We start from the raw sequence: 12,947 nt of genomic DNA on the forward strand, positions 1-12,947 counted from the left end.
TTCGGCGGCTTTTATTATTCGGTAGGAGAGAGGGGTGGAACGATGACCGACTACACCAGACGCGGCGTCCTCGCGGGGATCGGTGCGGGGATCGCCCTGACGGCCGGAACCACCGTCGCCGGCGCGGACGATCACGAACGGAAGCAGGAGGACGTCGCCCGCGTCGTCCACCTCTCGCCGGACGCCCCGGCGCTCGATATCTACGTCGACGGCGAACTCTGGTTCGAAGGGGTCGAACCGCTGACGCTCCAGCAGGGGGCGACCCCCGCCGAACCGGGCACCTACGACGTGGCCGCCGTCCCGACGGGCGAGGACAGCGAGAACGCCCTCGTCGAGACCGAGATCGACATTGAGCCGGGGCCGTGTACCCTCGCGGCGGTCGGCGAGGTCTGTGCGCTGAGCGGCAACGCCTTCGATCTGGTCGCGCTGAAGGGCGACTTCGGACAGACGAAAGCGGACCACGCCCGCCTCCGGGCGGTCCACGCCTCGCCCGACACGCCGACGATCGACGTCCGGACCGAGGCCGGCGAGACGATCGCCCAGGGGCTCTCGTTCGGCGACGCCCAGACCGCGGAGGTCCCCGCCGGCGAGACCGTCGTTGCGGTCCGGGCGGCCGACGGGAAGACGCTCGCCCGCTTCAAACTCGAACCCGAGGCCGGTCACGTCTACTCGGCGTTCGCCGTCGGCTATCAGGACCCCGGATCGGCGCCCGAGGCGGCCCCCGACGACCTCGGGTTCTCGCTCGCGCTCAGCGAGGACGCCGCGCCGGGCGAGCAGTAACCCTCACTCGTCTATCGGCTCGCGGACGTCGATCCCCGAGCCACCGTCCTCGTCGCCCCCGTCGGTATCGCCGGTATCCGCATCGTCACCGGCGTCCGTATCCGTCCCCCCGGTCCCGTCGCCGGAGTCCCCGCCTTCGGACGCGCTCCCGTCGGATTCGTCGTCGGAGTCGGTGCTGTCGGCCGGTTCGTCGCCCGTCTCCTCGGCCGGTTCATCGTCGTCCGGCGGCCCCTCGTCGTCGTTCGTGTCCGGGGCGGCGGCGTCCTCGTCGGTGGAGTCGCCGTCGGCGGCCTCGTCGGTCCCGTCGTCGGGGGCCGGATCGTCGGTGCCCGGCACGTCCGGCGGGGCGTCGTCGGTGAGGACCGATTCGAGGCCGCCGCCGGTCACCGCGACGGCACCGCCGATCAGGACGAGAACGACGACGATCAGCGCGAGCCACTTCGAACTCCCGGTCTCCGTCTCGACGTCGGGGCGCTCGCCGAAGTCGCGCCGACCGCCGAGGGTGACGACCCACAGCCCCGCGAGGCCGACCCCGTAGGCGAGCATCGTCGGGATCGCCACCAGAAACATCGTCAGGACGCTCACGGGCGTGAAGACGCCGGCGATCGCGAACACCGCGATGGTGACCTCGCGCCAGCGATCGCGCATCGCCCGGTAGGAGGCGATCTTGCCGCGAAAGAGCATCCACATCGTGATCGGGACGCAGGCGAGCAGGCCGACCCCGACCGTGGTGTAGATGATCAGCCACGAGAACTTGCTGATCCGGTAGGAGATCAACATCCCCGCCTGCGTCGCGTCGTAGACGAGAAAGCCGATGAGGCCGGGGGCGACGTAGTAGTAGCCGAGGAAGGTGCCGCCGGCGAGCGCCAGCGCGATCGCGATCGTCCACTCGTAGACGACCGAGCGCTGACCGTGTGTCAGGCCGCGCTCTTTCATCGCAGGCCACGCGAAGTACAGCACCATCGGGAGGATCGACAGCAGGCCCGCGAGCGTGCTCACCTTGATGATGAACATCAGCGTCTCGACCGGATGCAGGTCGATGATCCGGATGTCGTCGATGCTGACGACCGCCCGCGGCATCCGCGAGACGAAATCGCCCGTGATGACGCGCACCCCGCCCATGTAGAAGAAGGTGAAGACGCCCAGGAGCACCGCGCCGAAGACCGCGAAGATCCACAGCAGCCGCGAGCGGAGGCTGTCGGCGATGTACTTGATGTCGTAGATGTAGCCGCCGATGTCGTCTTCGTCCTTCTCCTCGGAGAACGCCGCGAACATCCCCGTCGCGGTCCCCGTCAGGATCCCGCCGACGTCCTCCTCGTCCTCCGTGGTGTCGGCCGTCGTCCCGGCCTCGGTCTCGGCCTCGGCCGCCGGTTCGTCCCCGGCGTGGACGGCGTCGAACCGGTCGAGGACCGCCTGCGCCTTCTCGGGGTCATCGGCCTCCATCGCCCCGCGGGCGATCGCGAGCGCCTCGTCCTCCGAGAGCGCCTCGAACGCGGCCTCGGGCGCGGCCCGAACGCCCGCCGCGTCGAGTCCCGCGAGGTCGATCGCACCGGGATCGCCCATCCGGCCGGCCGGTCCCGAGGGCGAGGGCTCGACCGAGGAGATCAGCAGGTAGAACGCGACGAGCGCGAACGCCACCGCGAACAGGATCGACGCGGCCCCGACCGCGAGCGCGACCTCGCGGGGAACGCCCAGCAGCTCCTGGAGCCAGAGCGCCTCGGGGAGGACGACCCCGCGGGGTTCGAGCAGCGCGTCGTTGATGTACTCGCCCGCCCCGGCGATGAGCGCGGCGTAGAGGCCCGCCGCGAGCAGGAGCGGGACGCCGAGCAACGCGGGGAGGTTGCGTTTGACGGTCGCCGCGACGTTCGCCCGGCCGCCGCGCTTGAGGTTGACGATGAAGCGCGTCAGCCCGAGGCTGAACGCGTAGAGGACGACCAGCGGCACCGCCCACATGATCTGGGAGATCGGGTCCGGCGGCGAGAACATCGCGCCGAAGATGAAGATCCCCAACACGGCGTGCTTCCACTTGTCGCGGAAGGTCTCGTAGGGGACGATCTCGGCGTAGGCGAGCGAACTCATCGCGAGGGGCAACTGGGCGGCGAGGCCGAAGGAGATGGTGAGCAGGACGAGGAACTCCGTCCACATGACGATCGACCAGGTCGGGTCGATCCCGACGTTGTAGGAGAACTCGGCGAGGAAGCCGAGGATGAGCGGGAAAAAGAGGCCATAGGCGTAGGCGACGCCGCCGAGAAACAACAGCATCGACATGAGGGCGATCCCGGCGAGCTTCCAGCGCGCGATCGGCGTCCGTGGCCAGTACCCCCGCGCCCGGAGTTCGTGCCGGGAGAGGTAGAGAAGCGGCGGGATCGCGATGACGATCCCGGCGACGATCCCGATCTTCGCCTGCAGCAGGATCACCTCGAAGGGGGTCGTGACGATGATCTCGTGTTGCTCGATCACCTGCGGGGGCATCTCCGAGACCGTCACCGCCCGCAGCCAGTCCCAGACGACGGCCCTGAGCGCGTAGAAGGTGCCCAGGAAGCCGACGACGAAGATTATGAAGACCTTCTGGAGGTGCGTCTGGACCGTCGATAACACCGCCCCGATCGTCTCCCGCCCGCTGTTCAGACTCCGGGCGGTGTCCTCGTCGACGATCGAACTCGACATTCAGTATCGCTAGCCGATAGGCGGTTATCAATCTTCTCTCTCCAGATAGCGCGTGCGGGCGCATTCGAGAAAGAAAGCCTATAACCGCCCGGACACCTACCTCTCGGTGAATGGGCGAGCATCGCATGGACGGCGAGCGGGCCGTCACCGACGGCGGGACGACCACGGCGTCGGCCACGGCCGACGACGAGGCCGACGTCGGCGGCATCTCCGCGCCCGCCGAGGACCAGGAGATGCCCCTCGCCGACCACATCGAGGAGATGATCAAGCGCCTGGCGATCGTCATCGTCGTCGCCGGGTCGGTCAGCATCGTCGTCTTCCCGCTCGCCGACCAGCTCATCACCTTCCTGTGGTACTCCGTACTGCCGGGCGGCGACGTCGCCCAGCCCCGCGTCTACGGCCCCCTCGAGTTCGTCCTCGCCCGCATCAAGGTCGCCAGTCTGGCGGGGCTCATCGTCGCGCTGCCGGTGCTGGTCTACGAGAGCTATCGGTTCATGCGCCCCGGCCTCTACAGGAACGAACGCAAGTACTACCTCGCGGCCGTCCCCACCAGCCTGGTGCTCGCGGTCGTGGGCGTGCTCTTCGCGTACTTCGTCGTGTTGCCCGCGATCTTCACGTACTTCCTGACCTACTCGCAGGACGCCGGGGCGATCGCGTTCGGCCTCGGCGACACCTTCGGTCTGATGCTCGTCCTGATGGCGTACCTCGCGGTGGTCTTCCAGATCCCGCTTCTGATCATGCTGGCGATCATGATGGGGCTCACCACGAGGCGGTGGCTCACCGATCGGCGGCTCTACTTCTGGGGTGCGTTCCTCGGACTCGCGTTCGTCTCCAGTCCCGACCCGACCGGGATGGCCCCGATCATCATCGCGCTGACGATGGTGTCGCTGTTTGAGGGGACGCTGCTCGTGCTGAAGTGGGTCGGGAGATGAGCCCGCCCGCTCCCATCGGGATCACGAACGCGACGACGCCGTGAGACGACCTCACCGCACCGAGTAGCCGTCCTCGGCAAGCGCTTGCTCGATCCGCCGTTCGAAGTGGGCGGCGAGGTTCTCGTCGAACGTCTCGATCGAGCGGTCCTGGTGCCAGTACTCGAGGGCGTCGGTCGCGGGATCGGCGAAGCGATAGGTCCGCGAGAACTTCCGCCCGTCGTCGCCGTAGGCCGTCGCGGTGACGTGCGGATCGCCACGGTCGGCGTCGTCGTCCCACGGCCCGGTCTGGACGACGCTCAGCCGCTCGAAGTCGGTGAGGTTCGTGCTCACGACGCCGGTCGCGAGGTTCTCCTCGCACTCCTCGCGGTCCCACCGCTCGGGTTCGTCCGTCGCCAGATCCCGAACCGTCACCGTCTCGGGGGTGATCTCCTCGGCGGCCCAGGTCCGCAGCGTCGTCGAGGCGAGCTCCGAGCCCCCCGAGCCGAGTTCGAACGTCCCCCGGGCGCGAACGTCCCCCTCCTGGACGTGGTCCCCCTCCCGGACGCGGATGTAGATCGGCCGGTTGATCGGCAGGTCGATGAAGATCTCGTCCTCGTCCGTCCCGACCCCCACGGTCGCTCCCCCGATCTCGCGGGTCACGATCGTCGTCCCCTCGGTTTCGCGTGTCATCACGTACCATACGACGGCGAGCGACAAGAACCTTTTAGACGTAGCTGAACCACTCGTCGTAGTCGTCGGTTCGCCGCTCGATCACGTCGAAGAATCGCGACTGGAGCTCTTCCGTAATGGGGCCGCGCTCGCCGACCGTGACGTTGTCGACCCCCTTGATCGGCGTGACCTCCGCGGCCGTGCCGGTGAAGAACAGTTCGTCGGCGGTGTGGAGTTCGCCGCGGCTGATCGTCGCCTCGTCGTGGACGGTGTAGCCCAGGTCGCGGGCGATCTCGATGACGCTGTTTCGGGTGATGCCGTCGAGGATGCCCTCGGCGAGCCCGGGGGTGTAGATCTCGCCGTCGCGCACCAGAAACAGGTTCTCGCCGGGGCCCTCGGCGACGTTGCCCTCCTTGTTGAGGACGAGCGCCTCGACGTAGCCGTGGCTCCGGGCCTCCTCGCCGGCCAGCAGGCTGTTGACGTACAGCCCGGTGGTCTTGGCGTTCGTCGGGATCTGGCTCGAGGCGTGCTTTCGCCACGAGGAGACCTTCACCTTCACGCCCTTTTCGAGAGCATCCTCGCCGAGATACGTACCCCACGGCCACGCGGCGATGGCGATCCGGGTCGGACAGTCCTTCGGGCTCACCCCCAGGCTGTCGTAGCCGTAGAAGGCGATGGGGCGGATGTAACACGATTCGAGGTCCTGGCGGCGGATGAGCTCCTTCGTCGCCTCCTCTAGCTCGTCGGGTTCGTGGTCGATCTCCAGCCCGTAGGGCTGACACGAATCGTAGAGGCGTTTGGCGTGTTCGTCCCAGCGAAAGATCGCGGGGCCCTCCTCGGTGTCGTAGCAACGGATCCCCTCGAAGACGCCGGTGCCGTAGTGCAGGCCGTGGCTCAGAACGTGGATCTGCGCGTCGTCCCAGTCGACGAACTCGCCGTCCATCCAGATCGTGTCGACGTCCATCTCGTCGAATCCCATACCCGACCCGTCGAATCCCTCGGTAATGAGTGTGCGGTTTCGGGGGTCTACCGGCCGAGACCGGCGCGGAGGTCGCGCCCTTCGAGGTAGGGGAGGTCGTGGCGCTCGGCGTACGCGCGGGCGTCGCCGGGCGAGAGCGCCCCGCCGGAGTGGTCGTCGAGCATCTCGCAGACGACGACCGCGGGCGGGAGGTCCGCCGCGTCGGCGAGCGCGACCCCGAACTCGGTGTGGCCCTCGCGCTCGGCGAGCAGGCCCTCGGCGGCCCGGAGCAGGTGGACGTGGCCCGGTGCGCGAAACGTCCGGGCGAAGGCTCCGGCGTCGGGTTCCGCCGCGACCCCCGCGAGCGCGGTGATCGTCAGCGCGCGGTCGGCGTCGGTGATCCCCGTCCGGGTCTCGCGGTGGTTCACCGTCAGGGAAAACGACGAGCGGTCGTCGTAGGCCAGGTCGTGGTTCTCGGCCGCGGGGTGGTCGATCGCCTCCTGGACGAACGGAAGTCCCAACCGATCGGCGACGCTCGCGGAGAGCGCGACACAGACCAGCCCCCCGGCGTCGTTGCGGAGGCGGGCGACGTCGTCGGAGCCGACGGCGCCGGCGGGGTAGATCAGATCGGTCTCGCCCTCGCGGTCGGCGGCGTCGTGGATCAGCACCGGGGAGCCGCTACGGAACGCCTCGACGGCCCGAGCGGTCGAGCGCGTCTGGTGTTGGGTCATTTCTCCTCCACGCGGACGGTGAGCCGATCCCCGTCCGAGAGGGCGAGTTCCTCGCGGAGCTTCACGGGCGCGATCAGTTCCAGTTGGCCCTCGTCGTGGTGGGTCCGCTCGGGGGCGATGACGTGCGCCCCGTCGTACTCCGCCTCGGAAACGACGGTCGCCGGGTAGCAGACACACGGGCCGTAGGTGCGCTCGTCGTCCTCCCAGCCGTCGATGTGGACCGGCTCGAACGCCTCCATCGCGCCGCGCCGCCGGACGCTCTCCTCGCCCAACTCGACGTTCAGGGTCCCCGGAAACGGCGCGTAGCCCAGTCGCTCCTCGAACTGTTCCATGTAGCCCGGAAGCGAGATGTAGTGTTTGCCCTCGCCCATCCCTCCTGTGACGGTTCCTTCGAGGTCGACGCTCGATTTCCCCTCGAACAGCCGCCGGTAGGCGTCATACTCCGTGCGAAGCGCGCGCTCGCCCCCGTCGGTAATCGCGATCCACTGGCCGTCCGCGACCGTCTCGCGCGTGATCAGGTCGGCCGCTTCCAAGGCCTGCAGCCGACGCGAGGCGGTCTGGCTGGAGGTCTCTAACCTAGTGGCCAGCGCCGAACACGAGATCTTCGCCTCCCCCGAGAGCGCGCCGTCGAGGCCCAACTGCCGGAGGGCGACGAGTTCGTCGGATTCGACCTCCCGTACCGCGGTCTGTGACATACCTCGGGCTTCGGGAGCACCCGGCATAAGCGTATCGTATCTGGGATGCGTAACGGAAATGAGACGCTAGTCGGCCGCGAGCGGGTCGTCCTCCCAGAACTCGCTGCCCTTCTCCAGTTTCGGCACCCACGTCTCCTCGGTCTTCGAGAGCAGCGCCACGCGCGAGACCGGTACGTCGTTGATGTAGTCGTGCTCGGGCAGGTGTTCTTGCACGTCCTCGGCGAACGCCACCACGTCCTCGTGGTCGGGCATCGCGCTCCGGTCGAGGCGGCCCTGCGAGTGGCCCACGTGCATGTAGGCTTTGAGTTCGACGAAATCGGGGTCGGCGCGGTCGTAGAAGGCGGCGTACCAGTCGGGGTCGTGCATGTTCTCGCCGCCGACGAGGGTGGTGCGAAGCACCGTGCGGGTGTCGTCCTTCCCGGCGAGCACGTCCATCGTGTCGATCAGGCGCTCCCAGGCGTCGTCCTCAACCGCCCGGACCACCCGGTCGAACGTGGCGCGTTCGGCGGCGTCGACGCTGACGTACAGTTGCGTGGGCTCACACCGCGCCAGCATCTCGGGGTCGGTCCCGTTGGAGACGAGGAAGGTGGTGATTCCTCGATCACTGAAGGCGTCGATGAGTTCGGGGAGGTACGGATAGAGCGTGGGTTCGCCGTCGAGGCTGATGGCGACGTGACGCGGCTCCATCGCCTGCTCGAACACCTCGCGGGGCACCTCGTCGTTGCCGCCGAACCCCGAGAGCAGTCGCTTCTGGAGGCGGATGCTGGCGTCGACGACGGCGTCGGGGTCGTCCCACTCGACGTCGCCGAGTTCGTAGGCGTGACCCCGATGATCGCGCCAGCAGAAGACGCACCGCTCGTTGCACTTGACGACGGGCGTCATCTGGATGCAGCGGTGGGACTCGATGCCGTAGAAGGCGTACTTGTAGCACTTGCCCTCGCCGCGGAGGGCGTTCGCGGTCCACCCGCAGGTCTGGGCGGCGGTGTGGTTCTCGCTGTGGTACTCCGGCGAGGAGACCTGCTTCGGCCCGCTCATGGGAACCCCGTTGGGCGGGCGGCCTCAAAAGCCCCCCGCTTAGGTTCAATGTACTTAAGGTGCTCGTGGCCTAGGTGTGACCATGGACCACACCGTGCAGTCCACGTGTCGCCCGACACTCGTCCCCGTTCGTGGAGGACGACGATGAGCGGGACCTCCAACGGGGAGGAGACGCCGGTAGCGGAGTTCGTCGACTCGTGGTCGGACGTCTCGAAACACGTCGTCAACAGCTACGTCGAGGCCAACCGGGCGATCCTCGCGGGGATGGGGCTCACCTCGAACAAGTCCGAGCGGATCAACGCCCCCGTCGACGAGCTCTCCTACGGGTCGGTCGGCTGGTCGATGGAGCGCTCGGTCGACACCCGCGAGGAACTCGGCGTAGGCGAGTACGTCGAGTTCACCAAGCCGCTGACCGACGCGGACGTCCACGCCTTCGCACAGGCCAGCGGCGACACGAACCGTCTGCACCTCGACGACGAGTTCGCCGCGAACACGCGCTTCGGCGAGCGGATCGTCCACGGCACCCTCGTCGGGGGACTGATCAGCGCCGCCCTCGCACGGCTGCCGGGGCTGACGATCTACCTCTCCGAAAGCCTCGAGTTCAAGGGGCCCGCCCGGATCGGCTCGGTGCTGACCGCCCGCTGTGAGATCGTCGAGGACCTCGGGCAGGACCGCTACCGGCTGACGGCCGAGGTGACGGAGGCCGACGGGACGACGCTGATCGACGGCGAGGCGGTCGTCCTCATCGACGAACAGCCCCAGTAGCCCCCGCACCTTTGTAGTTGGCTATCCAATCGGTACGCATCCACTCCGCGTGGGTGAATACCATGATCGAGAGCAACACACGGCCGGCGCTCGTCGTCTATCTCCGGGCGTCCGCATCGCTGCCGGCCCGCGAGCGCCAAGAGGAGGTGATAGAGCGAGCCGAGCGTCTCGAGCGCGAGGGACGGATCTCGGACCTGCGCGTTCGCCACTGGGACGACCGGGTGGTCGTCCAAAACGGGTCGGACGAGACGGTCGAGACCTTCGAGGCGTTCAAGACGCGGGCGACCGAGATCGGTCACACCATCGAACCGTTCTTTCAGGAACACGAGCGGGCCGACGCCCGGGAGATCGTCTTCCCGATCATCTGTATCGCCGTCCACGTCGAGGAGGAGCTCAGCCGGGTGTTCCCGTGTCGGGACGAGGAGGGGGCCTACAGCGTCTGGGACTGTCTGACCGCGCTCGAAACCGACGGCGAACTCGCCGGCCTCGCCGATTGAAAACGGCTTTATCCGCCGCTCCTGAACGGCGAGTATGTTCCTTTCGCTCCGCGCTCAGGCCGCCGAGGCGCTCGAAGAGGCGCTCTCGGCGCTCTCGCTGCCGACGGGGGATCTCGGGCTCGAAGAACCACCCGAAGACGTCGAGGCGATCCTCGCATCCAGCGTCGCCTTCCGCCTCGCGGGGGAAGCGGGAAGAGCGCCCCCGGCCGTCGCCGCCGACCTCGTCGAGGCGATCGACGTCGCGGGCTACGACTACCTGGCGGGCGTCGAGACGCAGGGGCCGTACGTGAACTTCCACGCGAGCGACGCCTACTACGCGGGGACCCTCGGGGACGCCCGCGAGGAGACCTATGGACGGCTCGAACCCACTGGGAGAGAGGTCGTCGTCGAGCACACGAGCGCGAATCCGACGGGACCGGTCCACGTCGGGCGGGCGCGCAACCCGATCATCGGCGACTCGATCGCCCGCCTGCTCGAGTTCGCGGGCGACGACGTGGATCGCCACTACTACGTCAACGACGCCGGCCGGCAGATGGCCGTCTTCACGTGGGCCTACGAGACGTTCGACGAGGACGACCTCCCCGAGCCCGAACGCGAGAAGGCCGACTACGACCTGGTGCGGTACTACCGCGAGGGCAATCGCTTCCTCGAGGAGGCCGACGAGAGCGAGGTCGAGGCCGCCGAATCCGAGATCCAGTCGATCATGCAGGGGCTCGAGGATGGCGACGAGGCCGTCTACGAGCGCGTCGAACGCGTCGTCGACACGGTTCTGGGAGGGATGCGCGAGTCCCTCTCGCGGTTGCCCGCCGAGTTCGACGAGTTCGTCAAGGAGACCCGGTTCATCCGCGACGGCAGCGTCGACGACCTCGTGGCCCGGCTCAAGGAACTCGACGAGGCCGTCTACGAGGAGGACGCCTGGCAGCTCGACCTTCCCGACTTCGAGAAGAACCTCGTCTTCCTGCGCTCGGACGGCACCTCGCTCTACACGACGCGGGACCTGGCCCACCACGAGTGGAAGTTCGAACAGTACGACCACGCCGTCACCGTCCTCGGCGAGGACCACAAACTGCAGGCCCAGCAGCTCGCGTCGGCGCTCGACCTGCTCGGCAACGATACCGGCCAGTTGGACTCGGTCTTCTACTCCTACGTCAACCTCCCCGAGGGCAAGATGAGCACCCGGGCGGGCACGGGCGTCGACCTCGACGACCTGCTCGACGAGGCGGTCGAGCGCGCCCGCGAGGAGGTCGAGGTCCGCATGGACGACCGGATCCGCGACGACGACCTCACCGAGGGCGATATCGAGCGCATCGCCCGTCAGGTCGGGATCGGCGCCGTCAGGTACGACATCGTCTCGAAACAGCCCTCGAAGGCGATCACCTTCGAGTGGGACCGCGCGCTGAACTTCGAGGCCCAATCGGCGCCGTACGTCCAGTACGTCCACGCCCGGACCTGCGGGATCCTCGACGAGGCCGAGCGGGCGGGTCACGGCCCCGAGACGGTCGATTCCGGCGAGGTCGACCCCGACCTGCTCGACAGCCCGGAGGAACGCGACCTGCTCGAGGTGATCGCGCGGTTCCCGGCGGTGGTCGAGTCCGCCGCCGGGGACCGCCAGCCCCACCAGGTGGCGACGTACACCCGCGAGTTCGCCGAGACGTTCAACGCATTCTACCGGGAGCGTCAGGTGCTCACCGGCGACGAGGCGCTGACCGAGGCCCGCCTCGCGCTCGTGGCGAGCGCGCGCACCACGATCGCCAACGCGCTGTGGCTGCTCGGGGTCGAGGCGCCCGAGTCGATGTGACCCCCTGATAGGACGTATCGTCGGAGTTCAGGGATGTTCTCGTTGAGACTCGAACACCGGCCCCGTCGAGACGCGCCCCGTCTCCGGTGGCTACGACAAGCCCTCTGAGTTCGACCAATCGGGCGTCCGGAGACCGACTACGGGGGACGAAACGGGCGGTCAAAGGGTACTTACCGGCTGGACGGGCTATATGGGGTAATGAGTAGTCAGGACGCGGAGGAGTCCGACCGGAAGAAATACGAGTTCAGGCGGGTGATCGAGGAGCTGAACGAGTTCGAGGGCTCGGGGACCCAGCTCGTGACCATCTACGTCCCCGAGGACCGGCAGATCTCCGACGTGGTCGCCCACGTCACCCAGGAACACTCGGAGGCCTCGAACATCAAGTCCAAGCAGACGCGGACGAACGTCCAGGACGCCCTGACGAGCATCAAGGACCGCCTGAAGTACTACAAGAACCCGCCGGAGAACGGGATGGTGCTCTTTTCAGGCGCGGTCGATTCGGGCGGCGGCCAGACCGAGATGGTCACCCGGGTGCTCGAGGGGCCGCCCCAGCCCGTCGAGTCCTTCCGGTACCACTGCGATTCGGACTTCCTGACCGAGCCCCTCGAGCACATGCTCGCCGACCAGGGCCTCTACGGGCTGATCGTCCTCGACAGGCGGGAGGCCAACGTCGGCTGGCTGCGCGGCAAGCGCGTCGAACCGGTCAAGTCGGCCTCCTCGCTGGTGCCCGGAAAGCAGCGAAAGGGTGGCCAGTCGGCCCAGCGGTTCGCCCGCCTCCGCCTCGAGGCCATCGACAACTTCTACCAGGAGGTCGCGGGGATGGCGAACGACCTGTTCGTGCCCGAACGTCACGACCTCGAGGGCGTTCTAGTGGGGGGTCCCTCGCCCACGAAGGACGAGTTCCTCGACGGCGACTACCTGCATCACGAGCTACAGGACAAGGTGCTGGGGAAGTTCGACGTCTCGTACACCGACGAGTCGGGTCTCTACGACCTCGTTGACGCCGCGGAGGACGCACTCGCGGACGCCGAGGTGATGAAGGACAAATCCGAGATGGAGGAGTTCTTCAAACAGCTTCACGACGGCGGCCTCGCGACCTACGGGTTCGAACCCACCCGGAAGAACCTCGTGATGGGGTCGGTCGACCGCCTGCTGATCAGCGAGGACCTCCGCAAGGACGTCGTCGTCTACGACTGCGGGGGACAGGAAGAATACGAGGTCGTCGACGGTCGACACTCGACGCCCGAACACAGTTGCGAGGACGGTTCCAAGGCGGAGGTCGTCGAGCGCGCGGACGTCATCGAACACCTAATCGAGATCGCGGAACAGCGCGGCACCGAACCCAAGTTCATCTCGACGGACTTCGAGAAGGGCGAACAGCTCTACGACGCCTTCGGCGGCATCGCGGGCATCCTGCGCTACGAGACCGGCGTCTGAACCC

Annotated in this window: 12 protein-coding genes; 6 read left to right on the forward strand and 6 right to left on the reverse strand. The window is 67.7% G+C overall.

Going from position 1 to position 12,947, the window contains the following annotated elements:
- Positions 1-42: 42 nt before the first annotated feature.
- Positions 43-780, forward strand: coding sequence for a DUF4397 domain-containing protein (locus tag QRT08_RS16350; RefSeq protein WP_286047044.1), 738 nt, complete (start codon positions 43-45; stop codon positions 778-780).
- A 3-nt stretch (positions 781-783) separates the two neighbouring features.
- Here the strand turns inward: QRT08_RS16350 and tatC (QRT08_RS16355) are convergent, their stop codons facing one another.
- The gene (tatC, locus tag QRT08_RS16355) at positions 784-3,447 is read right to left on the reverse strand and encodes a twin-arginine translocase subunit TatC (RefSeq protein ID WP_286047045.1); all 2,664 of its coding nucleotides are present in this window, start codon (positions 3,445-3,447) and stop codon (positions 784-786) included.
- A gap of 110 nt (positions 3,448-3,557) precedes the next feature.
- Here tatC (QRT08_RS16355) and tatC (QRT08_RS16360) point away from each other — a divergent pair, with 110 nt between their 5' ends.
- Complete coding sequence (gene tatC, locus QRT08_RS16360) at positions 3,558-4,379, forward strand: twin-arginine translocase subunit TatC (protein WP_286047046.1); 822 nt, start codon at positions 3,558-3,560, stop codon at positions 4,377-4,379.
- Positions 4,380-4,430: 51 nt separating this feature from the next.
- Here tatC (QRT08_RS16360) and QRT08_RS16365 read toward each other — a convergent pair whose 3' ends face one another.
- The 5 genes from QRT08_RS16365 to twy1 form a co-directional block, all read right to left on the reverse strand.
- Entirely contained in the window at positions 4,431-5,048 is a 618-nt protein-coding gene (locus QRT08_RS16365) for a hypothetical protein (RefSeq protein WP_286047047.1), read from the reverse strand.
- Positions 5,049-5,082: 34 nt separating this feature from the next.
- A complete protein-coding gene (locus tag QRT08_RS16370) occupies positions 5,083-6,006 on the reverse strand; it encodes a branched-chain amino acid transaminase (RefSeq protein WP_286047048.1) in 924 nt (307 codons plus the stop codon).
- Positions 6,007-6,053: 47 nt separating this feature from the next.
- Entirely contained in the window at positions 6,054-6,716 is a 663-nt protein-coding gene (ribB, locus tag QRT08_RS16375; RefSeq protein WP_286047049.1) for a 3,4-dihydroxy-2-butanone-4-phosphate synthase, read from the reverse strand.
- Positions 6,713-7,411: a DUF120 domain-containing protein gene (locus QRT08_RS16380; RefSeq protein ID WP_286047050.1), complete on the reverse strand. Its 699-nt coding sequence runs from the start codon at positions 7,409-7,411 to the stop codon at positions 6,713-6,715. The genes ribB and QRT08_RS16380 overlap by 4 nt, the downstream gene beginning before the upstream one ends.
- A gap of 66 nt (positions 7,412-7,477) precedes the next feature.
- Positions 7,478-8,446: a 4-demethylwyosine synthase TYW1 gene (gene twy1, locus QRT08_RS16385; protein ID WP_286047051.1), complete on the reverse strand. Its 969-nt coding sequence runs from the start codon at positions 8,444-8,446 to the stop codon at positions 7,478-7,480.
- Positions 8,447-8,590: 144 nt separating this feature from the next.
- On the opposite strand from twy1, the gene QRT08_RS16390 reads away from it, so the two are divergent.
- The 4 genes from QRT08_RS16390 (at position 8,591) to prf1 (ending at position 12,943) form a co-directional block, all read left to right on the forward strand.
- The gene (locus tag QRT08_RS16390) at positions 8,591-9,211 is read left to right on the forward strand and encodes a MaoC family dehydratase (protein ID WP_286047052.1); all 621 of its coding nucleotides are present in this window, start codon (positions 8,591-8,593) and stop codon (positions 9,209-9,211) included.
- Between the two features lie 62 nt (positions 9,212-9,273).
- On the forward strand, positions 9,274-9,708 hold the full coding sequence (locus tag QRT08_RS16395) for an HTH domain-containing protein (protein WP_286047053.1): 435 nt from the start codon (positions 9,274-9,276) through the stop codon (positions 9,706-9,708).
- A 34-nt stretch (positions 9,709-9,742) separates the two neighbouring features.
- Entirely contained in the window at positions 9,743-11,506 is a 1,764-nt protein-coding gene (gene argS / locus QRT08_RS16400; RefSeq protein ID WP_286047054.1) for an arginine--tRNA ligase, read from the forward strand.
- Between the two features lie 198 nt (positions 11,507-11,704).
- Positions 11,705-12,943 (forward strand): peptide chain release factor aRF-1, encoded by a 1,239-nt coding sequence (prf1, locus tag QRT08_RS16405; protein WP_286047055.1) that lies wholly within the window; start codon positions 11,705-11,707, stop codon positions 12,941-12,943.
- The last annotated feature ends 4 nt before the right edge of the window (positions 12,944-12,947 follow it).

It is taken from the genome of Halalkalicoccus sp. NIPERK01 (assembly GCF_030287405.1).
Classification (GTDB): Archaea; Halobacteriota; Halobacteria; order Halobacteriales; family Halalkalicoccaceae; genus Halalkalicoccus.

Coding starts and splice junctions, on each gene's coding strand:
- QRT08_RS16365 (WP_286047047.1), bottom strand. CDS start 5,048: ATGACACGCGAAACCGAGGGGACGACGATCGTGACCCGCGAGATCGGG.
- QRT08_RS16390 (WP_286047052.1), top strand. CDS start 8,591: ATGAGCGGGACCTCCAACGGGGAGGAGACGCCGGTAGCGGAGTTCGTC.
- QRT08_RS16395 (WP_286047053.1), top strand. CDS start 9,274: ATGATCGAGAGCAACACACGGCCGGCGCTCGTCGTCTATCTCCGGGCG.
- tatC (WP_286047045.1), bottom strand. CDS start 3,447: ATGTCGAGTTCGATCGTCGACGAGGACACCGCCCGGAGTCTGAACAGC.
- QRT08_RS16350 (WP_286047044.1), top strand. CDS start 43: ATGACCGACTACACCAGACGCGGCGTCCTCGCGGGGATCGGTGCGGGG.
- twy1 (WP_286047051.1), bottom strand. CDS start 8,446: ATGAGCGGGCCGAAGCAGGTCTCCTCGCCGGAGTACCACAGCGAGAAC.
- tatC (WP_286047046.1), top strand. CDS start 3,558: ATGGGCGAGCATCGCATGGACGGCGAGCGGGCCGTCACCGACGGCGGG.
- argS (WP_286047054.1), top strand. CDS start 9,743: ATGTTCCTTTCGCTCCGCGCTCAGGCCGCCGAGGCGCTCGAAGAGGCG.
- ribB (WP_286047049.1), bottom strand. CDS start 6,716: ATGACCCAACACCAGACGCGCTCGACCGCTCGGGCCGTCGAGGCGTTC.
- prf1 (WP_286047055.1), top strand. CDS start 11,705: ATGAGTAGTCAGGACGCGGAGGAGTCCGACCGGAAGAAATACGAGTTC.
- QRT08_RS16380 (WP_286047050.1), bottom strand. CDS start 7,411: ATGTCACAGACCGCGGTACGGGAGGTCGAATCCGACGAACTCGTCGCC.
- QRT08_RS16370 (WP_286047048.1), bottom strand. CDS start 6,006: ATGGGATTCGACGAGATGGACGTCGACACGATCTGGATGGACGGCGAG.